The organism is Nostoc sp. CHAB 5836, assembly GCF_020829445.1.
GTDB lineage: Bacteria > Cyanobacteriota > Cyanobacteriia > Cyanobacteriales > Nostocaceae > Nostoc.
This window is the reverse complement of sequence record NZ_JAIVFV010000120.1, coordinates 1-21,693: the sequence shown is the minus strand read 5'-3', so window position 1 is coordinate 21,693 and position 21,693 is coordinate 1. Positions and strand designations below refer to the sequence as shown.

Genomic DNA, 21,693 nt, shown 5'->3' with positions numbered 1-21,693 from the left:
AAACTATGATGCTTGGACTGGCACTTATGGGTTTGAGTGCGCCCCTATTTCCTATGACTACGCAATTGCCTTTATGGTTTTTAATCCGCACTATCATGGGTATCGCTTCCTGTTTGTATTTAGTGTGTGGACAAACTGGATTACACTGCTTTTGCCATGACAGTAATCGGGCAATAGCTAGCGGTTTTCATGCTCTAGCTTATAGTTTTGGATTCGGTATTGGCCCAGTTATAGGTTCCGCCCTCTACAATGTTTCTCCAAAAATTACTTTCTTTTTAGGCAGTATTTTAGTTCTCAGTGGTATAGTTGTTGTCTGGATAGGTCTACCAGAAAGAGCGATCGTTTTTCAACCTTCGTCACGTGTTGGGTTCAAAAAACTGACACTCCCGCTTCAAGGTGCATTTGCTTATGGTTTTACCGTAGCTACTCTAGTATCTTTATATCCAGTGTATCTGCTGCGACAGAACTACAGCGTAGGGCAGATAGGTTTTACCTTTACTGTATTCGTGATTGGAGGCCTGCTTGCGACTATTCCAGTTACCCATTTAGCAGACAAATTTAGCAGATTGAAGATTCTTTTAATTTGTGTATGTGTTTCACTAATTTCTATTCTGTCTCTTTCGTTAGCCAATAATTTCATTACTATTCAGATTTTTGCTTTTACTTCAGGAGCTAGCGTGAGTCCAATTTTCCCGCTATCACTGGCACTCATTGGAGCAAAGCTTTCTAGGAATGAATTATCTTCTGGAAGTGCAATTTTTACAGCTATATATGGTTCTGGATGTGCATCGGGGCCTATACTCTCCTCATTGGTAATGAAAATTTTAAACCCACAATACATATTTAGCTTAATTGTAATTATGTTTGCACTATTTCTAGCTCAATTAATGAGAAAAGCTCAACAAATATAAGCATACAAACTACCAGTTTATATTTTCATATATACAAAAAAAGTAACAGGATAAAAAGCATGAAAGGTTATATATTTTCCCAAACAAAACAAACACTAAATAGGAGAAATACTTTGGAAATTTATACAGATATTGAAATTTCAGCTAAAGCTGAAAAAGTCTGGAATATACTAACCAATCTGAATGATTACTCCAACTGGAATCCTTTTTTGGTCAAAGCAGAAGGAACGATTCAGAAAGGTGCTAAGATTACCATCCATGTGCAACCCCCTGGTCTAAAGAGTATGGTTTTTAATCCGACAATTGTCAAAAACGAAGAAAATCGCACATTGGCATGGGAAGGTAAGTTTATATTACCTGGTATATTTGATGGTGAACACACTTTCATTATTGAAGAATTGGGAAGTAAAACTGTTCGCCTTATCCAGAAGGAAATGTATACAGGTTTACTTATTCCTTTTATGGCAAAAAAGCTAAATAAAAATACTCGAAGTGGCTTTGAGTTAATGAATCAGGCTGTTAAAAACTTAGCAGAATCGTAAAGTTAATATTTTGCAATTAGTTGAGGAGGATTGACACTTGCTATCCTCCCTAATTAGAGTTATTTAAGCAGTTTGATTAGATGAGAAAAACTTATATTCTCAAAGGAGATAACCGATGTCTATTGATATAAACTCAACCCATAATACAACTCAACGAAAAATTCAGGGGCCAAACTTGTTAGCCTCTATTAATGCTTTTAACAGGCTAGCAAATGATCCTCTCCAGCTTTTTTATAATCTTCATGCTCAGTATGGAGATATCGTTTGTTTAAATTTGGGGTTTCAAAAAGTTTTTGTTATTAACAATCCTCTTTATATTAAGTATGCTTTACAGGAAAATATTAAAAATTATAAAAAGCTCCAGCGTTTGGAAATGCAAACCAAGCTGCTTTTTGGAGAAGGGTGGACTAATAAAATTAACCGTCAAATCATTCGACCGTTTTTCGAGCCTCAACACTATGCTACTATGGACAGTGCAATAGCAAATGCCACTCAGAAGATGCTGGCTCGTTGGCAGACTTTTGCTGACAATCATCAGTCATTTGATGTGGCAGAAGAAATGATGAGGCTCAGTCTGTCTTTTACAGCACAAACCTTGATTGGTCATGATTTCCACACTGGTTTGGATGATGTTGCTCTAGCAATGCAAGTGATCATCAATCACTTCAATGCTACGGCTGTATCGAACTTCAATGTACCAGAGAGCTTTCCTACACCAGCCAATCGCAAGTATATGGCAGCTGTGCAAACACTCCAAACAGCAATAGACAAAATCATTGAAGAACGCCAAGATCATGGGACAGATAAGGAAGATTTGCTTTCGGTGTTGCAATCATGGCGTGATGAGACGGGTACAGGCTTGAGTCCCAAACTTTTACGCGAACGACTCTTGTGGATTCTTCTACCCGCCTTTGAACCGATTGGGAGGGCGTTATCCTGGGTCTGGCATTTGTTGTCACTCAACCCAAATGTTGAGCGTCAGATGCAAGCTGAACTAGTGAGAGTACTTGGCGATCGCCAACCAACTTTCGACGATTTGCCAAAGTTGAATTACACCAAGATGATTGTACAGGAAACACTGCGGATGTATCCGCCATTTTGGGTGATTGGTCGGGAAGCCCTCGAAGACGACGAAGTTGGTGGTGTACACATACCAGCTAAATCTATGCTTCTATTCAACATATATGGAGTACAGCACAACCCACAATATTGGGATAATCCAGAAGGTTTTGACCCGGAACGCTTTACGCCAGAGCGTGCTAGAAATCGTGTGGGCGCGGCTTTCATTCCTTTTAGCATCGGGCCTCGCGCTTGTCTTGGGTACAATCTATCTATTATGCAGATACAGTTGGTTATTGCTTTGGTAGCACAAGCTTATCGTTTAGAATTAGTGCCGGGACATCCAGTAGAGCCGGCTGCAATGGTTTCTCTGTTACCACGTCATGGCATTCGCATGACTTTATCCCAGAGGATATGACTTTGGTTTTGAGATTTATTGACAGCGAAGCGATCGCAGTAATTTACTCGTTTCCTTTTGAGTTGAGCTACTTTACTCCATACAATAACCAATGGCACAATTCCCAATTCTACTCTTTAACTCTCACGGTGTAGCAGCGTCTGCAAAGAAGTTGCATACATGAAAAACGCTACTATGCACACTAATCATAAGGAGCGAGCATCCGCAGTGTCCTTACCTAAACTAACTGCTCTGTTTCTAGTGCTGGAAGTTATCCTTTTTATGACTGCTTTTAGAGTGCTGTCTAACGCAGTCAATTGGCCAGCAGGTTTGGATGAACCCGCGGCTGTGGTCTTACCCTTAGTTGCTCAACGGCAAAGTGCTGTAATCGCGGGCTATTACAGCTATATGCTTTCAGCAATTTTGGTAATCCCGCTCTCGCTGTTGCTGCACCGAGTACTGGCTAGCGAGAATGGCCCTCTGTTGGCGATCGCTACCACATTTGGTGTATTAAGCGGCGTCATGAAGAGTCTGGGAATTTTGCGCTGGCTTTTTCTTATGCCATTTCTGGCAAACACCTATGTCAATCCAGGAACAAGTCCCGCCACACGCGAGACTATTGCACTGGTCTACGATGCCTTCAATTTGTATGCAGGTAAGATTGGCGAGCATCTTGGGACGCAGATGTTCACGGCCTTATGGGTTGGGTTGATTGCGATCACACTGCTGCGGTCTGGGTTAGTGGCACGCTGGATTGGCTGGGTTGGCATGGTTGTTGCGATCGGATGGCTCGTGAGTTTAGTTAAAGACTTTGGCGTATATGTGGGGCCAGTGGTGTTCATCAGCATGACGCTGTTGAATTTCTGGTATCTCACCCTTGCTGTAGCGCTTTTTCAATCTCGTACTAGAAGTTAACGTGAGCTAATAACCACAAGCTGCCCATCCTCACCTAATTTATGGTGACGTGTACTAAGTATACTGACAAAAAAACCTTCTCTCAAATTTTTTCTAACTTAACTATGCACACCTACAATCCGCTAATAATTCTGGGACTGACTGCCACCGTTCTAGTATCAGCACCACTGGCTGCTCATGCTGAATCCAAAGTCTATAAATTTGTGAGCGGTTACGAGAGTATCAGATTGAATACATCGGCGTTTGAAGAATTGGAGTCCTTGGGTTTATCTTTGACTTCGATAGAAAATACAGCTGTGCCAGCACCGGGTTACACTTATGGCTTGAAATACGTTCCCAGCCCTTTAGGTAATGACTTTAACTTTAGGTACGATGAGCTAACAAAGGAGTTTGAATCTATAAGTGGAACGGTAGATTTTACTGGCAGCCTATTTTTCGACGTAGATACAACCAAGCTTAACCTTCCTCCTCAACTGGAGTTGGGAGATTTATTCGCCGAGCCTGCTCTTGATTTTAATGTTACAGATACCGTAACTACTGGTTTGCCTATATTCACTTTGGTGGGAACGGCTCCTACTAACGTTGATCTTCAGAATCAAACTGTAAGGCTTAATTTCGATGCCTTCATAACTCAAGAGTTTAGTGATTTTCTTGTAGCCGCAGGGGCAACAAAGCAAGTTGCTGGTTTGAAGCTAGGCGAAATTCAAGGAGACAGAACTATTACCCAAGTTCCTGAACCTGGAACTGCATTGGCAATCTTAATGGCTGGTAGTGCAGCGCTAGGTGTGCGTAGGCGGCGTACTAGTTCCGCACTATAAATCAATAAATCAATACCGTTCAGTTCAAAAGAATTGTAGGTTGGGTCAAGCGATCACAAAATCCAGCAAAAACCTTGATAATGCAATACGGTTCTGTTAAGGCTCAAACTCTTTGTTAAGTCATTTTTTTTACGAACCACAGAGACGCAGAGCAAACAGAGAGAAGAAAAAAATGCTTAACTGAACTGTATTGCTTGATAAGGTTGAGTTTTCTTCTTCAAACGCTACTTTGCTCAATGAACTGAATGTATGAGACTATAAATGCGAAACAATCTCTAAATAATTTCACCAAAACACTCAAACTTCATTCAACTATGCGTAATTACAAATTTTCAATATTTCTTGGTTTAACGACGGCTGTTGCAGCGATCGCACCTTTACCTGCTCAAGCTGTAAGTTTTAACTACGACTCAGCTCAGAATATTTCCGCACGACCAATCGAATCTAACAACAAGCTATTCTTTTTTGGAACTCCTTCCGATAAACAAGGATATACAGCTTTCTTCAACCTAAATGCCGATGCCCCAGATCGTGGTCACACTGAAATTAGCCTGAATTCACCAAGGAATATTGCCCCCTATTACACAACAGGTCGGGATAAAAGTCCTGAGGAGCCTCCAAGCGGTGCTACCAGATCGGCGACTTTGCAAAATATCACCGCCGGCTTCTCTAACTTTTACAATTACCTGACCAATAATAATCTTTCCCTAGATGGCATTGGCTTGAGCTACGGACAAAAAAGCGATCGCGATTTTACTACTACCTGGAACTTAGGGAATGACAAGCTTGGAGAGGATTGGTTTTCCAGTCCCGATTCATCACTTGAAGAAAGAATTTATACCGCCAACCCAGATGATGTCGAGTTATATCTAACTTATGACACCACCAAGATAATTGATTTTGGATATACTCCTTTTTATTCATTTCTCGAATACGGTGCTACTCCTGCAACGGTGGATGATAGCGAAGCCATTCTTACTGACCCATTTAGTGCGAGTAAACCTGCTGGATTAAACTCCTTAACGGCAGGTTTAGCAGATGCTTTTTTACAAGACGTCGGTAGTGCTGGTGGTGGGCTTCAAATAGTTTATGAAGACGTCCAAGTTGAGGATGTTGGCTTTACAACTGGTAATGGATATGGTGTCATACGTATTCCCTTTCCATTATCTTTAAATGTCGTTCCGAATACAAAAGTACCCGAATCCTCTTTAGCCATAGGTCTACTAATCTTTGGATCTTTAGGTCTATGCCTAACCCGAATTTCTCGCCAGATTTGAAAAAATCTCGACTTACCCACACAGACAAGGTGCGGATTGTGAGTGTAGAGGAGGCAGCGATCGCCCTCTGGAATCTTAGAGCCTATTTATAAAGTAAATATATAAGTAGGGTGTGTTACGGCTGTGTAGGAATTTGAGGGTTTGAGAAAGTCTAATTTAGCCGCAGGGCACCATATCTCCAGGTGCCGTACACGAGAGCGATAACGCACCCGACAATTTAAGGTTTACTTTATAAATGGTCTCTTAGACATAAGCTAATCGTCATTCATTTTTCCAGAATGATTCGCTTGTAGTAAGGGCTTCAGCCCTGCTTTTATGCAACTTAAATGCCGATTAAGTAGGTCGGCGTAATTAAAGCTAACTGGCTAAGGCTGTCATTTGTCATTTGTCCTTCGTCATTTACAAGGGTTTTAAGCCTATTTACGTTTCGTAACATATTTAGTTTTTTTCGCGCCAACTTACTTAGCTTAGTACCAGTTTATTTGGTTCACCCAAGCGATGCTGTTTGGCAACTTTGCCTCTAATAACCCAAGTTGCTAGTCACAGATTCAGGCGATCGCAACGGGGTCATTTACCGTATTGAAATAAAAGGCACAATTAAATATTATCCCGCAGCCAATTTCTAAAAGCTTGAATTGCTTGGCTGCTACCAACAACTTGACTTTGCTGAACATATTGATTTACTAGCTCAATTATCGGAATATCTGGAAAAGTCGGACTAAAATTTGACTCTACATATTTTCCACCTTGCAAGACGTTAATTTGTAAGCCTTGTTTTCCATATCGCCAAAGTTCTGGTACTCCCAAAATTTGATAATTATCTAATCGGGTACGAGAAGTTAAATCAATTTCTATAGCTAAATCTGGGGGTGGATCTACACTTAAATTTATGCGATTTTTACCAATAACTGCCGCTTGATTTTGAATGTAAAAACAAGTATCCGGTTCTACTCCCTGACTCATTTTTTCGTTTTTTAGGGTGGTTGAACCTAAAGCATCATAATTGATACTTAGTTCATTCAGTAAAATTTTGACTATATCGCCAATAATTTCTTTGGCTTTTTCATGTTCGGGTAAGGGAACCATAATTTCTAAAAAACCATGACTATAGGAAATTCTGGCCGCGCGATGTTCTCCTAATTCCGCCAAAATATTTTCAAATTGCTGCCAGCTAACGTCCTCAAGTAACAGTTGCTGTCCCGGTTGAATTCTCAATTGTCTTAACTCTAAAAGCATAAAGATTCATCCAACTCTTTTACTACAACATATCGACCCCGCAAGACACTAATTGCGGCATTCATCCCCTGCTGACTCATTTCAAACATCGGCACAAAATGGGCAATTTCCCCAGCAGTTGTTTGTCGCCAGCATTGACTCGGCATCCAATACTGCTTGGTTAACTCACATCTTGCACCTGTAAATATGGATGTATGGGGAGTTGATTGCGTCCTATGGGGCAGAAATCAAAAGCTAGGCTTCTGGTTCAATACCGAGCGATCGCAATTGAGCAGTTAGGCGATCGGCTCTTTGGCTTTCTAATTCCGCCCTTTGGCTTTCTAATTCCGCCCTTTGGCTTTCCTGTTCGGCTCTTTCCTCGCCATTCAACAACAAATTACCTTGCAAATCCCACCAGCGCAGCCAAGGTAATTCCGCATTTTGATAAACTCCTAACCAAATGCCTAACTCAACTCCCAAAGGGGCAATAGTATAATGTCCCCGTTCATTTGCTGCTAAAAGTTGGTATTGTCCTTCAATCAGGTGATAAACTTCCACACTGGCTTTATTCACTTCATAAATGCCGTAAAAAGCCGGATGAATCACCTGCTCATAAATCCAAAATTTACCCGTCCAAGGGGTTTTGTCTCGTTCCTCTGCACCATTTCCAGAGACAAATTCTAATACAATCAACGGAGCAATGTGTTCTTGCCAAAGCACATAAGAGCGGCGCATTTGCCCATTCAGTGTAGGCGGCACATTCGGGACATAAAACCAATCGGGAGCTTCTGCACCTCGTTCTGGCGGGTCAGTAATGCGCCAATAGATACCACTGTCTTGACCTATGCAATATTGCCCATCAGGATGACGTTTTTGCAATACTGGTTTAATAGACTCCGTTACGAGAATGCTTTGGGGGTGTTCCTGGAAGTTTTTCACAAAGGTTCCATCAGACTCTGGAAGTTGAGTGTGGTCTGGGAGTGTGATGCTAGTAGCTGGATTGGTTGCAGTCATAGGGCTACCCTCGCATTTTTCGTGAGGTTTGTTATTTAGTCTACCAAGGGTAGATGCAAAGAGAAATTTGAAAAAACTAAGTCCCACTAGGCAATTAATTACTCGCCGGGCGACTGGAAGTCGCGGCTACACAAACAAAACCTGCCTACGCAGGTTAAAAATCGCGACTTGTACTGAGCGGCGTCGAGGTATTACGAATTATTTCATCTCAAAGTACACGCAGTAAGCTGGGAATGCTTTCGATCGCTGACAAATCTCGAATTTCTGCCAAAGCTTGCCTAAAATTGCCTTCTGGCACATCATGGGTAACAACTACAATCTCTGCTAGTTGTCCTTGAAAGCCAGTTTGGACAATTGACTCTAAGCTAACGCCATAGTTACCAAAGCAAGTACCCAATTTACCAATAACTCCAGGTTGATCATTGGTGAGGAAACGGGCATAAAACCGAGTTATCAGTTCTGCCATCGGCGCAATTTGGCAATATTCTTGATGTCTACAAGTGAATAATGGATTTGGTACTACTGTATTGGTTTTGAGGATAGCAACTAAATTCAAGATATCTGATGTGACAGCACTGGCGGTTGCACCAGCACCAGCACCGGGGCCAAAAAACATTACTTGCCCGATGGGTTCTCCTTCGACAAGAATGGCATTGTAAACGCCGTTGATGCTAGCCAAAGGGTGAGCTTGAGGCACTAAGGTCGGATGAACTCTAACCCAAAGGGGGGATGATGGAGTATCACGTTTCGCGATCGCTAACAATTTAATCACAAATCCCAATTTTTCGGCGTAGGCAATATCTGTTTTGGTGACTTGCCGAATCCCTTCAGTATAAACATCTTGTAAGTTAATCCGTCCACCAAAGCTTAATGATGCGAGAATGGCAATTTTATCGGCTGCGTCGAAGCCATCGACATCGGCTGTGGGGTCAGCCTCAGCATAACCCAAACGTTGAGCATCAGCTAAAACATCGCTGAAGTTGCTGCCTTCTGTTTGCATCCGCGTCAGGATGTAGTTAGTTGTACCGTTGACGATGCCAGTTACCGTGTGAATCCGGTTAACACTTAAAGACTGCTTTAGGGGTTGAATCACGGGAATCCCACCACCAACAGAGGCTTCGATCATCACGTATACGCCAGCTTGATTGGCAGTTGTGAAAATTTCCGCCCCAAAGCGGGCGATCGCTGCTTTATTGGCGGTGACTACGTGTTTCCCATTACTTAAAGCTTTGAGGATTAGCGATCGCGCCGGTTCGAGTCCACCCATCACCTCAACAACTATATCTACCGCCGGATCGTTGACAATTGATTCTAAATCTGTGGTTATGACTTCCGTAGACAATTCTACTGCACGAGGTTTATCTAGCGATCGGACTCCCACCCGATAGATTTCTATCTCTTGCAACAATGGGTGACGCCCAGCGCTATCTTGCAATAACTGCACTGTTCCCGTTCCCACGGTGCCTAATCCCAGTATTCCTAGTTTCACACCCACAATTTTTGCACCCAATTTCACCAATAACAATTGTAGGTAGAGCGTTTGCCCTACCTACTGATTATCCTTCTTCCTTTGTCATTTGTCTTTCGTCCTTCATCCTTTGTCTAAAACCAATGACTAATGACCAATGACTAATGACCAATGACTAACTTAGTAAGTTTCCACGTGCCAGCGACCAGCTTTCTTGAGTTGCTTCTGGTAATCACTCCAGGTTACGCCTTCCTTAGCAGCAGCAGCAGTTAAGGCTGCATCGATACCTTCTTCCATACCTCGCAAACCGCAGATGTAGGTGTGGGTTTTTTCATTTTTAATCAATTGCCACAATTCATCTGCGTGTTCAGCTACGCGGTCTTGAATATACATTCTACCGCCTTGGGGATTTTTTTGTTCGCGGCTGATCGCAGCAGTGAGACGGAAGTTATCAGGATATTTTTGTTGAATTTCTTCCAGTTCTTCCTTATATAAAAGGTTTGGAGTTGTGGGGACGCCAAATATCAGCCAAGAAAATCCTTTAAATTGGTATTCTGGGTTAGCTGCTCTTTCCGCATCTTTAAACTGACGCCACAGATAAGCCCGCATCGGCGCAATACCTGTTCCGGTTGCCATCATAATTACATTAGCGTCCGGGTCATTGGGTAACAACATTTCCTTACCCACAGGCCCTGTAATTTTTACCTCTTCCCCTGGCTTGAGGAAACACAGGTGTGTAGAGCAAACACCGTAGACTGTTTCGCTAGTTTCTGGGTGCTTGTACTCCAACTGGCGCACACAGAGTGATACCGTTTTATCATCTACATCATCGCCATGACGAGTTGAGGCGATGGAATATAGTCTGAGTTTTTCCGGCTTGCCGTTTTTGTCCAATCCTGGCGGAATAATCCCAATACTTTGACCTTCTATATAGTTCAAATCACTACCAGATAGGTCAAATTTCAGGTGTTGAACAATACCAATACCACCTTCTTTGACTAGCGGCTCATTAGATATTACCTTGCCAATAAACGGAGCATTGGGACGGTAAGTGTTAACAGGAACGTCACCGTGGTCTTTTTTGGCTTTCGCTTGAGTCATGGTGTTGCCTTTCTTGTCCTTGTTCTGTTCTTCAGCACTATGAGCATTTACAGGTGTGGCTTTACCATTCCCTTCACTGTTAGCAGTTTCCCCAGATGTAGCTAACTCGCTGACAACGCTTGTAGCATTCCCAAATGGGGCTTTACCGTTAACCGACTGTAGCGCAGTTATGGGCTGGATGCTAACAATTGTGCCGCCTAGACGAGTGATACGTCGCATTTCTCGATTCATGCGGTTGTAAGGCACTCTGATGAACACACTGCCACTTTTCCGAATTGGGTAGTTAGTTTGATCAGTTTCTTCGCTCTGACGCAAACCTACCACTTCATAAAGGAAGATGCGGCTACCTAATTCTGTGTTGGCAGCACCCTCAACAGCACCTTGATTGTACATTCGTTCTACCACTCCGATAATTTACTTAACCGTTTTTCAAAAAAAAACTATTCCCCTACCTTGCCAGCTTTAGTTTACCGGATTTTTGTTTCACAAAACTGGAGAAAGAAGGAAAAACGGCATCATTAAATTAATGCCTTGCTAAGTACACTCACCCAAGACATGCAGGCATGGCAAAAAACACACCTGTTCACCTTCTAAGGTAAAGGATAAGTCTTGTGGAAAATGTTAATAATGAGTCAATTTAATCTTTTTTTCCTTAACTACCACCCCCATCAGGAAGATAGCTTTTTACCTGACTATCCAACGAGTAACTCAGAATAGCAAGTATTGTCACAGGGCTGCTTTGTTTGGTAGAAGCTACCGCTCAGGTTACTTCCAAAAGTTACTCTTGCGCTTGCTTGCTCTTAGAGGCAAAATTGATTTAAGCAGCTGTAATCAATTTCACTTGATGTGAAAAATCTCTCAACCTCTATTAAGTAAGTTGGCGCGAAAAAACCTAAATATGTTACGAAACGTAAATAGGCTTAAAACCCTTGTAAATGACGAAGGACAAATGACAAATGACAGCCTTAGCCAGTTAGCTTTAATTGCGCCGATCTACTTAGTGCCTTGCCATAATACCGACACTTCTATTTGGGAGCATCCCAAATGCGCAAAAACCTTGATACCCCTCATCCCCTAACCCCGAATCCCATGTTTGGGATTCGGGGAACTAGAATTATGTCTCCCCTTTCCCCTCTTTGGGAGAGGGGCTGGGGGTGAGGGAAAAGATTTAAGCTTGCATTGGGATGCTCCCTTCTATTTGAGCATATCCATAAATCTACAGTCAATAATTTGACTAATTCAAGTTGTTGGCTCATTCGTTAGATAGATTTTGGCTTTGAATACCTCAACTATTGTCGAGGCGAAATGACAATTTAAAAATTAGCTGCCAGGGTAAATTATACCTTATAGACTTGATTGTATAGAGTCACAAGTAGCCGAATGACAGCCCTGCGACACTTATGGCGATAGTGATCCCGATTTGTCAATTAAGAACTAAATCAACAAAATCATTGATGAACCATACTAATTCTTCTTGACAGCAATCTTGTATGGGATACCCCCTTCTGTTAAAATCAAATATACCACTAGGATTAAATACTTACCGGCATCAACATTCAGGCTAATCCGACGAGTAGCAACTTATTACTTTGTTGTTTAGGCGTTTGGTATCTTATAGCTGTGCTGGGTAGCAAGAACGCAGGAAAAACCAAAGGGGTAAACTCCTGGCTTCAGAATCTGCTGTGTGAAAAATTATTGACACAACTTTAGTATTTTAGAGGAGATTTATGACAAGTAAGCCGGAACGCGTGGTACTGATTGGAGTAGCCGGAGACTCTGGGTGCGGTAAATCTACGTTTTTGCGTCGCTTGATAGATTTGTTTGGTGAAGATTTAATGACAGTCATCTGTTTGGATGATTATCACTCCCTGGATCGCAAACAGCGCAAAGAAACAGGGATAACGGCACTAGACCCCAGGGCGAACAATTTTGACCTAATGTATGAGCAAATAAAAGCGCTCAAAAGTGGTCAAGGGATTGATAAGCCGATTTACAACCACGAAACCGGCTTGATTGATCCGCCAGAGCGGATAGAGCCGAATCATATTATAGTCGTTGAAGGGCTGCATCCTTTATATGATGAGCGGGTGCGATCGCTAATGGACTTCAGTGTTTATTTTGACATTAGCGATGAAGTCAAAATTGCCTGGAAAATCCAGCGAGATATGGCTGAACGCGGTCATCGCTACGAAGATGTATTAGCGCAAATCAATTCCCGCAAGCCTGACTTTGAAAAGTTTATCGAACCACAAAGAGAATTTGCTGATGTGGTTCTCCAGGTGTTGCCCACAAATTTGATCAAAAACGACACCGAGCGCAGAGTCTTAAGGGTGCGTATGCTCCAACGGGAAGGTAAGGAAGGCTTTGATCCAACCTACCTCTTTGATGAAGGGTCAACAATTAATTGGACTCCATGTGGACGCAAGCTGACCTGTTCTTACCCTGGTATGCAACTGTACTATGGTTCAGATGTTTACTACGGTCGCTATGTCTCAGTACTAGAGGTGGATGGTCAATTTGACAACTTGGAAGAAGTAATTTATATCGAAACCCATCTCAGCAATACATCCACTAAATATCAGGGTGAACTGACTCACTTGTTACTCCAGCACCGCGAGTATCCAGGTTCCAACAATGGTACTGGTTTCTTTCAAGTGCTTACAGGCTTGAAAATGCGTGCTGCCTATGAGCGGTTGACAGCTACGGAAGCAAAGTTAGCGGTTCAGGTTTAAAGCAGCAGTGTTTGTGTCAAAGCTTGTGGGGGCACTTCCGGGTGTCCCCCTTTTTTTGTGTTATTGAACACATTTGGGCTACAACATAATTAGCATAAATTAGATATTTCTCACCGACACTTAGCTTATGGTTAGTGGTTTTTGTCAAGATTAAGAAGATATTAACTACTTAGATATAAATATTGTTATGATTTCATAAATTAACGTGAGTTAGACGGCTGATGTGGTATTCGCCTAAGGAGCTCAATCAAAAGACCTCTAAAAGGTTTTACTACGCAAAACCTTAGCTCTCCGACTTGGAGAGAAACTTGAACTAAAGTTCAACTCAGGGAGAGGTTCATCAAACTCACGTTAAATTTAGATAGTTGAACCAAATACCACATTTACTCAGCGAAAAAAACTCAAGAAAGGAGGAATTTCCTTTGTCTCGTCGATATTTATTTACCTCCGAGTCAGTCACCGAAGGTCATCCAGATAAAATCTGCGATCAGATTTCTGATACTATTCTCGATGCCCTACTGACACAAGACCCCAGCAGCCGTGTCGCTGCCGAAGTAGTAGTTAATACTGGTTTGGTGCTAATCACTGGTGAAATAACCACCAAAGCCAATGTGAATTTCGTCAATCTCGCCCGCGAAAAAATTGTCGAAATTGGCTATACCAATGCCGATAATGGCTTTTCTGCCAACAGTACCAGCGTTCTGCTGGCTTTAGACGAACAATCACCTGATATTGCCCAAGGCGTTAACACCGCCCAAGAAACCCGCCAACAAGATAGTGATGAGCTATTCGACAAAATTGGCGCCGGCGATCAAGGTATAATGTTCGGTTTTGCCAGCAACGAAACACCAGAACTGATGCCCTTACCCATCAGTCTCGCCCACCGGATTGCTCGCCGATTGGCAGCAGTCCGCAAAACAGGTGAATTGTCATACCTGCGTCCTGACGGTAAAACCCAAGTAACTGTAGTCTACGAAGATGGGCAACCAGTAGGTATTGATACGATTCTGATTTCCACTCAGCATACAGCCACTATTGGGGAAATTACGGATGAGGCGGCGGTACAAGCCAAAATTAAACAAGACCTTTGGTCAGCAGTGGTCGAACCTGTTTTTGGCGACATTGACGTTAAGCCTAACGATCAGACACGTTTTTTAGTCAACCCCACTGGCAAATTTGTCGTTGGTGGCCCTCAGGGAGATTCTGGTCTGACAGGACGGAAAATAATTGTTGACACCTACGGTGGTTATTCACGGCATGGTGGCGGCGCTTTTTCTGGCAAAGACCCCACGAAGGTAGACCGTTCTGCTGCCTATGCGGCTCGCTATGTGGCGAAAAATATTGTCGCCGCCGGGTTGGCAGAAAAAGTTGAAATCCAGCTATCTTATGCTATTGGTGTAGCGCGACCAACAAGTATTCTGGTGGATACCTTTGGCACTGGCAAAGTAGATGAAGAAACCTTGTTGAAATTAATCAACCAGCACTTTGAACTACGCCCGGCCGGGATTATCCATACCTTCAACTTACGCAATTTACCAAGTGAACGAGGCGGACGTTTTTATCAGGACGTCGCGGCTTACGGTCATTTTGGGCGGGCTGATTTAGATTTGCCTTGGGAACAGACCGATAAAGCCGAATTGTTGAAGCAAGCAGTAAACGAGTCACTTTCGGCAGTAGTTGCTCCGGCACTAACTTAGCCTTATACGCTACTGCAAAAACTTAGTTTATCTACGTGAGGGTATTGGCAACTTGACAAGTTACTTATGCCCTCATTTTTTGCTAGCCACCTGAATATCTAAAAGTAAAACAAAAATTTATCGTAAATAAACGTGAGTTCGACAAGTCTTATTTGACCTCTCCCCCAGCCCCTCTCCGAAGCGGAGAGGGGAGCAAAAAGCTTAATTTTTCGTTGCTCCTCCCTTTCCGTTTCCCAGAGGGAGGCTGGGAGGGAGAGGTTCATCGAACTCACGTTAAATAAAAGGGTTTAAGACCCCAACCATTACACGTAGCGTCAGTTTCAGTCGGGGTTTAAATCCCCGTCTGAAAATGTCTTTAATTACGAATTACGAATTACGAATTACGAATTATTTAACACTGCCTTTTTCGGGGTTGCGATCGCAGGAAGGCTCTCAAAGGAACAGCTTGAGCCAATACTGCACGCTTTGTGAATATTCGTAGGTTGGGTTGAGGCAATGCGTTACCCAACAAACCCATGAAAATGTTGGGTTTCGTTCCTCAAACGCCACGTGCTTCAAGTCGGGGAACCCGCCCAACGCAGTGGCTCCCCAACCTACACATTTTTTATTTTTTTGCCAAAACCTACGCACTATTGAATAAGAAACCCCCTCTGCTTTTGTCATCGTAAAGTGATTACAACGCAGAGGGGTTTCATTTATCTTAATATTTTTGTACAGGCAGGTTTTAAGGATAATGCTGGCAAAAAACTAGTTTATTTGATTTCAAACCCGCCAAAACCGATGTTGTGTTGACTTTAACCTGCCAACTTGGTTCAACCTAGTCCCAATCGGGAATTTCGGCATCTTCTCCACCAATACCGATTCCAGTGTTAAATATTTCGGCATCCGTGAGATTCAGATCATTCATTGATGCTTTATACACATTAGAATCGTGAATTGTAGCGCGAGTAAAATTTACTCCGTTGAGATTGGCTTGCTTCAAATTAACATTGGTTACATAAGCGGATGTTAGGTCAGCACCTGCCAAGTTTGCACCAGTTAAGTCAGCACCTTCGAGGTTAGCGCCTACAAGGTTTGCTCCTTGGAGCTTCGAGCCTCTCAAGTCAGCACCAATTAAATGAGCGCCACTCAGGTTAGCTCCCGATAGTTCACACTTAATACATTCCCCAGTTGAAAGCAGCTTTTGTAAGTCCTGCGGATTTTCGGCTCTAACCGAGCTAGTGAAAAATAGGGGAGTTGCTAAGGCCATGGCCGCTAATAGCTGGAGTTTCATAGTTTTCCCCCTTAATAATCGAGTTGCGTCCGTTCTGTCCCTCACGACTCTATTATCTCACTAAACTTTGTGAGGTCAATCTGTCTCGTGACAAGTTAATTGTGGTATGAAACAGGGATAAAAGTGAGGTCACAAATGCCATTAAGTCTGATTTTTGGCGATTTTTACCCGATAATTCCTCAAAAAATGACAGTGTTAAATCACTATTAAATCTTTTTAAAAGCTTGCACTCTCCCCATAGTTGGATTTATGTAATAAGTATTTATACTTGTTAAGATTAGTTTAAGCCTTCAGAAATTCTCGCATATACTGATTAACCAACTCAGGCTGTTCTTGCTGCACCCAATGGCCACAATTGGGAATGTACTTGATTTGAAAGTCCCTGACATAGGCTGCGGTGTCGTAGGTTAGTTCCTTGCCAAGTGCGGTGTCATTTTCTCCCCAAATCATCAGTGTTGGCACTTTCAAAACGCCCCAATTTGGATTTAGCATTTTCTGTTGAAAAATATTGCGGTAGTAGTTCAACATTGCCGTGAGGGCACCGCGTTTTGCAGCAGCATTCTTATAAGCGTTAATATCCGCTTTGGTGAAAGCACTCTCGTTAAATGCCGTACCTTGAAAAAGTGTTTCAATAGCTTGGTAGTCTGAAGATTGTAAAAGTAATTCTGGTATCCACGGTAATTGAAAGATAAATATGTAGTAACTACGCAATAACTGTTGAGGAGTGCGTAAGCCTTGGGAAAATTTAGTAGGATGAGGCAGGTTAAGTATAATTAATTGCTCTAGCATTTCCCGGTGAGCATAGGCAAAATTCCAAGCGATCGCACCACCCCAATCATGTCCAACTAATACACATTTTTGGTATCCTAGCGCTTTAATTACTCCCTCAACATCTTTGATAAATTCATTCATGACATAAGCTGATTGCTCTGTTGGTTTATCACTATCGTTGTAGCCACGCAAATCAATGGCGACGACTTTAAAATCTTGGGCAAATTCTGGTATTTGATGCCGCCAAGAGTACCAAAATTCAGGAAACCCGTGCAACATCAACATTAAGGGGCCTTCACCTTGGGTAACGTAGTGTAACTTCACCCCATTAGTCGTTATATAATCGTGTTTCCAAGTCCGTTCTATTACAGACATACGTTGTATTTTTTGTTGGTGATAGTTATTATGTGTAATATTTTTCGTCAAAACATCTGTTAAAAGATAGTTTTAAAATGCTTTGGTAGCGATCGCACCCAATATCCATGATTGGGCATTTCACTTGGCTCTTACTGCATTAGTCCAGAATATCTGGTGCAGGCAATTGAATACAATAGTCAACATTAAGTTTTGTAATGGCGATTGGTTATTGAGCGAAGTCGAAATATAACCCCAACACAAAACTTGGTTTTTTATTGAACCAGGGGACTTAAACCCCCAAACTTAGTACAATATTTTATAAATTCGTAGCGAATTCTCTTTGCGAACCTTTGCGCTTCCCTTTGCGCCCCTTTGCGTTTAAATTTCAACCCTCAATTCGCCACGATTTTATGCAAAGCTGTACTTAGTTAAAAATATTTTTTAAGTGGAGATGCACGTGGAATTTAAATTACCAGTGGAACAGGTAATTAAGACTTTAAAAGAGGATTTACCAACACTTTTTGAAAAAGATATTTCTTATGAAATTTATACACAGAATATCTATTTCAAAGATCCGGTAAATACATTCAAATACAAATTTAACTATCGGATTATATTTTGGACATTGCGATTTCACGCTCGGCTATTTTTTACCCAAATTTACTTTGATGTACATGAAGTATCTCAGTCAGCCGAAGACACGATTCTAGCAAAGTGGACGGTGCGGGGAGTGTTACGCGTTCCTTGGAACGCTGGGTTGCTTTTTAATGGCTATTCAACATATAAACTCAACCGAGATAATTTGATATACGAGCATATCGACACCTGGGATAGAAAACCAGGGGAGATTTTAAAACAGTTTTGGCAAAGGGGAGAAACAGCTAATTAGATACATAATGAGTTAAAAGTTTATCCAGAATAAGCAGAGAAACGCCGAAATAAGAAATTAATGTATGTTATAGCGTTTCCTAATCACATGAGGTACATCGAAAGCCCCCTCTTCGCTTGCTCTTAGGGGGTTGGGGGTGGGGTTCTTGTACCGCACTGAATTGAGAACCGCTATATCAGTCAATACGGTTCACAAAAGGGCTGAAACTCTTTTTTTTACGAACCACAGAGGCGCAGAGAACACAGAGAGAAGAGAGAAGAGAGAAGGAGGAAATGCTTAACCCAAGTGTATTGTGTTATCAGTCGGAAAAAGCTACAACAATTCTGCCAAAAACACGCTGATTGCTGTGAAGCACTTGATGACTCCTGAATTCTTCTTCAACTTGCCCATTGCTGCAAGATGTAGGCATAAAAAGCCTCTTTATCTACCTGATCCATCGCAGAAATTTTCCGACCACCAGTAACTACTTTAGTACGCCCCTGACTAAGACCAGTAGTAATAATTTCTGTTTCCCATTGACGCAATTGATAAAATTCTGGATGTCCCAAATAAGCTGTTGCTAAGACATCCCAGAAATAATAATCTTGAGGGATAACTAGTGCATAACATTGTCCGGCTAAATCAGAGATGGGATAGTGGCGTTGTCGTCCCATTTTTTGCACTAATTCTGATGTAACTGGGACATTGTTTGTTAAATCTAAAGGGCACATTATAATTTCAATTTGCGTTTCCCATACCCGTGCTGCTGAAATTGCGTCCCAATAAACATTCCATTCGGCAGAACCATCTTGTCCTGCTTCCAGACTTTTTTCCACATTACCACCCACATTTAATGCACCCCCCATCCACACAATTTTGTGAATCTTGGCTTCAATATCTGGTGCTTTGTCCAAAGCTACTGCTACCGTCGTCAACGGCCCAGTTACCATCAAGGTTACGGGGCTTGATGCGTCACGTAACACCTGGATCATGAAATCTTGACCCGTTTCGGCAACCAAAGGCGTAGTGATGGTTTCCCTTTGATTGAGAATGGGGAGATGGTCAACGATAAACGAATCACGGCGATAGAGAGTAGGAAATGGATTGATACCGCGCACAGTGCTTTCTGCTACCGGAATATGAGAAAATCCCATCAAATCGATAATTTTACGTGTAGCGCTAACAGCCGGTTGAACATAGCAATCTGCTGGAGTGACGACAACACCAAGGAGTTCAATATGATCCATCGTCAACAGCAGCATAGTTGCTAGGTAATCATCTACACCGCCATCGTGATCCATTAATACTAGTTGTTTTGTCATAGAAGGAGAATTAATTAATTAATATGGATGAGTTTATGGAAGCTGCTATTCAAGAAGCAAAACAAGGCAGACAAGAAGGTGGAATTCCCATTGGTTCGGTTCTCATCAAGGATGGCAAAATTCTCGGCAGAGGACACAATAAACGTGTGCAAGACGGCGATCCTGTCACCCACGCTGAGATCGATTGTCTCCGCAATGCTGGAAGAGTTGGCAGTTATAGAGGTACAATACTCTATTCAACTTTAATGCCGTGTTATCTGTGCGCTGGGGCAGTGGTACAATTTGGCATTAAAAAAGTTATCGTCGGAGAATCCAGAACTTTTCCTGGTGCTAAAGAATTTATGGTATCTCACGGTGTGGAGGTCATTGATCTTAATCTTGACGACTGTGAGCAAATGATGAGTGAGTTTATTGAAACTAACTCCGAACTTTGGAATGAAGATATTGGTAAATAGTCATTTGTCATTGGGCATGAGTTATTCTCTTTGTCTGTCTCCCGCACTCCTTACTCCCCTACTCCCCTTTCTCTAAGAAATGCATCAAATGTAAATCTATCCGGTAGAGAAGTTTGTGCGCCTGGTTTTGTCGCCGCCAAAGCACCTGCTGCTGCGCCCCAAAGAACTGCTTGATGTAAAGAAAGTCCTTCAAAAAGTGCCGCCGCTAAACCGCCATTGAAAGCATCGCCAGCAGCTACTGTGTCAACTGCATGAACTGGAAACGCGGGTACAAAAAACTTTTCCTCAGCAGTGGCACAAAAAACTCCGTTGTAACCCAGTTTGACGATCGCACATTTCACGCCCCGTTGCAATAAAACCGCAGCTGCTTTGGCTGCTTGTTCTTCTCCATCTACAGAAAAACCCACTAACTGCCCTGCTTCAACTTGATTCGGTGTAATAATATCTACCAATGGATACAGTTCATCTGGTAAATTAGATTGTGCGGGTGCGGGGTCGAAAATTACTTTAATGTTTGCACGTCGTGCCACTTGAGCAGCAGCAACCACGGCAGTAATCGGAATTTCTAGTTGCAAAAGTAATGCTGTAGCTTCTGGTAATAAGTGGGATAATCGCTCTACATCTTCTTGATTGACGTGCCCATTTGCACCAGGAATGACGACGATTTGATTTTCACCAGTATGACTTACGATGATAATAGCGACTCCAGAACTAACAGTTTCATCCACAAAAATGTGATCAGCCTGCACACCAGATGTTTGCAAATTGTTAACAAGTTCTGTACCAAAATCGTCTGCGCCTACACGCCCTACCATGTGGGTAGGAATTCCCAATCTTGCTAATGCTACGGCTTGATTAGCTCCTTTACCTCCCGATACTTTAAAAAAGTCTTCTCCTAACAACGTTTCTCCTGCGACTGGTAAATCAGGTGTTGTTGCTACCAAGTCTATATTTATGCTACCGAAGACGATAATACTCATGATGCTGATTTCTATTGATCATGAATTATTGGTTAATAGTGAATAGCTTTTGGCTATTGAGCGTTGAGGATTTTTGGTACTTTAAAAAATTCGCCTTCCTGTTCAGGCGCACTCTTAAGAATACTTTCCCGGTCAGGATAGGGTTGCAATTCATCCTCGCGCGTAACATTTTTGACATCAATCGCTCGTGTCGTTGGGGGCACATTACTGACATCAAGTTCATTCAGTTGTTCGATATAGTCGAGAATATTTCCTAACTGGGTAGTGAATTGTTCCTCTTCTTCTGGAGTCAATTCTAAACGAGCAAGGTTAGCTACTTTGTGAACTTGTTCTTGGTCAATCATAAATTGTCATTGGTCATTGGTCATTAGTCATTGGTCATTAGTCATTGGTCATTAGTCATTGGTCATTGGTCATTGGTCATTGGTCATTGGTCATTATTCAAATAACAAAGGACAAAGGACAAATGACAAAGGACAAATGACAATTGGTCATTGGTCATTAGATATCTCCAGAAAATA

Annotated in this window: 21 protein-coding genes; 11 read left to right on the top strand and 10 right to left on the bottom strand. The window is 42.2% G+C overall.

Annotated elements, in window-relative coordinates:
- The 7 genes from LC605_RS21715 to LC605_RS33075 form a co-directional block, all read left to right on the top strand.
- A partial coding sequence (locus tag LC605_RS21715) for an MFS transporter (RefSeq protein WP_229549601.1) occupies positions 1-911 on the top strand: 911 nt, incomplete at its 5' end.
- 113 nt (positions 912-1,024) lie between these two features.
- Positions 1,025-1,453, top strand: coding sequence for an SRPBCC domain-containing protein (locus LC605_RS21710; RefSeq protein WP_229549600.1), 429 nt, complete (start codon positions 1,025-1,027; stop codon positions 1,451-1,453).
- A gap of 115 nt (positions 1,454-1,568) precedes the next feature.
- Positions 1,569-2,930 carry a cytochrome P450 gene (locus tag LC605_RS21705; protein WP_229549599.1) on the top strand — a complete coding sequence of 454 codons (1,362 nt, stop codon included), beginning with the start codon at positions 1,569-1,571 and terminating at the stop codon, positions 2,928-2,930.
- Between the two features lie 174 nt (positions 2,931-3,104).
- A complete protein-coding gene (locus tag LC605_RS21700; protein WP_229549598.1) occupies positions 3,105-3,824 on the top strand; it encodes a DUF4386 domain-containing protein in 720 nt (239 codons plus the stop codon).
- 104 nt (positions 3,825-3,928) lie between these two features.
- Positions 3,929-4,642 (top strand): PEP-CTERM sorting domain-containing protein, encoded by a 714-nt coding sequence (locus tag LC605_RS21695; RefSeq protein WP_229549597.1) that lies wholly within the window; start codon positions 3,929-3,931, stop codon positions 4,640-4,642.
- 314 nt (positions 4,643-4,956) lie between these two features.
- Positions 4,957-5,919: a hypothetical protein gene (locus tag LC605_RS21690; protein WP_229549596.1), complete on the top strand. Its 963-nt coding sequence runs from the start codon at positions 4,957-4,959 to the stop codon at positions 5,917-5,919.
- Positions 5,889-6,011 (top strand): hypothetical protein, encoded by a 123-nt coding sequence (locus LC605_RS33075; RefSeq protein ID WP_267868621.1) that lies wholly within the window; start codon positions 5,889-5,891, stop codon positions 6,009-6,011. The genes LC605_RS21690 and LC605_RS33075 overlap by 31 nt, the downstream gene beginning before the upstream one ends.
- Positions 6,012-6,516: 505 nt before the next feature.
- On the opposite strand, the gene LC605_RS21685 is transcribed toward LC605_RS33075, so the two are convergent.
- The 5 genes from LC605_RS21685 to petH all read right to left on the bottom strand — a co-directional run bounded on the left by LC605_RS21685 (position 6,517) and on the right by petH (position 11,110).
- Positions 6,517-7,155, bottom strand: coding sequence for a Uma2 family endonuclease (locus LC605_RS21685; protein WP_229549595.1), 639 nt, complete (start codon positions 7,153-7,155; stop codon positions 6,517-6,519).
- A complete protein-coding gene (locus LC605_RS21680; RefSeq protein ID WP_229549594.1) occupies positions 7,146-7,301 on the bottom strand; it encodes a hypothetical protein in 156 nt (51 codons plus the stop codon). Before LC605_RS21680 ends, LC605_RS21685 begins: the two co-directional genes overlap by 10 nt.
- 88 nt (positions 7,302-7,389) lie before the next feature.
- Positions 7,390-8,148: a Uma2 family endonuclease gene (locus tag LC605_RS21675; protein ID WP_229549593.1), complete on the bottom strand. Its 759-nt coding sequence runs from the start codon at positions 8,146-8,148 to the stop codon at positions 7,390-7,392.
- A 208-nt stretch (positions 8,149-8,356) separates the two neighbouring features.
- Entirely contained in the window at positions 8,357-9,643 is a 1,287-nt protein-coding gene (locus tag LC605_RS21670) for a homoserine dehydrogenase (RefSeq protein ID WP_229549603.1), read from the bottom strand.
- A 153-nt stretch (positions 9,644-9,796) separates the two neighbouring features.
- Positions 9,797-11,110 (bottom strand): ferredoxin--NADP reductase, encoded by a 1,314-nt coding sequence (petH, locus tag LC605_RS21665; RefSeq protein WP_229549602.1) that lies wholly within the window; start codon positions 11,108-11,110, stop codon positions 9,797-9,799.
- A gap of 1,334 nt (positions 11,111-12,444) precedes the next feature.
- Here petH and LC605_RS21660 point away from each other — a divergent pair.
- Positions 12,445-13,449 carry a phosphoribulokinase gene (locus LC605_RS21660; protein WP_229549592.1) on the top strand — a complete coding sequence of 335 codons (1,005 nt, stop codon included), beginning with the start codon at positions 12,445-12,447 and terminating at the stop codon, positions 13,447-13,449.
- 422 nt (positions 13,450-13,871) lie between these two features.
- Complete coding sequence (gene metK / locus LC605_RS21655) at positions 13,872-15,146, top strand: methionine adenosyltransferase (protein ID WP_229549591.1); 1,275 nt, start codon at positions 13,872-13,874, stop codon at positions 15,144-15,146.
- An 817-nt stretch (positions 15,147-15,963) separates the two neighbouring features.
- Here metK and LC605_RS21650 read toward each other — a convergent pair.
- Complete coding sequence (locus LC605_RS21650) at positions 15,964-16,419, bottom strand: pentapeptide repeat-containing protein (RefSeq protein ID WP_229549590.1); 456 nt, start codon at positions 16,417-16,419, stop codon at positions 15,964-15,966.
- 282 nt (positions 16,420-16,701) lie between these two features.
- The gene (locus LC605_RS21645) at positions 16,702-17,565 is read right to left on the bottom strand and encodes an alpha/beta fold hydrolase (RefSeq protein WP_229549589.1); all 864 of its coding nucleotides are present in this window, start codon (positions 17,563-17,565) and stop codon (positions 16,702-16,704) included.
- A gap of 439 nt (positions 17,566-18,004) precedes the next feature.
- Here LC605_RS21645 and LC605_RS21640 point away from each other — a divergent pair, with 439 nt between their 5' ends.
- Entirely contained in the window at positions 18,005-18,436 is a 432-nt protein-coding gene (locus LC605_RS21640; RefSeq protein ID WP_229549588.1) for a DUF2358 domain-containing protein, read from the top strand.
- A gap of 377 nt (positions 18,437-18,813) precedes the next feature.
- Here LC605_RS21640 and LC605_RS21635 read toward each other — a convergent pair whose 3' ends face one another.
- Positions 18,814-19,737, bottom strand: coding sequence for a nucleoside hydrolase (locus LC605_RS21635; RefSeq protein ID WP_229549587.1), 924 nt, complete (start codon positions 19,735-19,737; stop codon positions 18,814-18,816).
- Positions 19,738-19,760: 23 nt separating this feature from the next.
- On the opposite strand from LC605_RS21635, the gene LC605_RS21630 reads away from it, so the two are divergent.
- Positions 19,761-20,192, top strand: coding sequence for a nucleoside deaminase (locus LC605_RS21630; RefSeq protein ID WP_229549586.1), 432 nt, complete (start codon positions 19,761-19,763; stop codon positions 20,190-20,192).
- Between the two features lie 50 nt (positions 20,193-20,242).
- Here LC605_RS21630 and rbsK read toward each other — a convergent pair whose 3' ends face one another.
- Both rbsK and gatC read right to left on the bottom strand, forming a co-directional pair.
- Complete coding sequence (gene rbsK, locus LC605_RS21625; protein ID WP_229549585.1) at positions 20,243-21,172, bottom strand: ribokinase; 930 nt, start codon at positions 21,170-21,172, stop codon at positions 20,243-20,245.
- Positions 21,173-21,225: 53 nt separating this feature from the next.
- Positions 21,226-21,516, bottom strand: a complete 291-nt coding sequence (gene gatC / locus LC605_RS21620; protein ID WP_229549584.1) for an Asp-tRNA(Asn)/Glu-tRNA(Gln) amidotransferase subunit GatC — start codon at positions 21,514-21,516, stop codon at positions 21,226-21,228.
- Positions 21,517-21,693 lie beyond the last annotated feature (177 nt).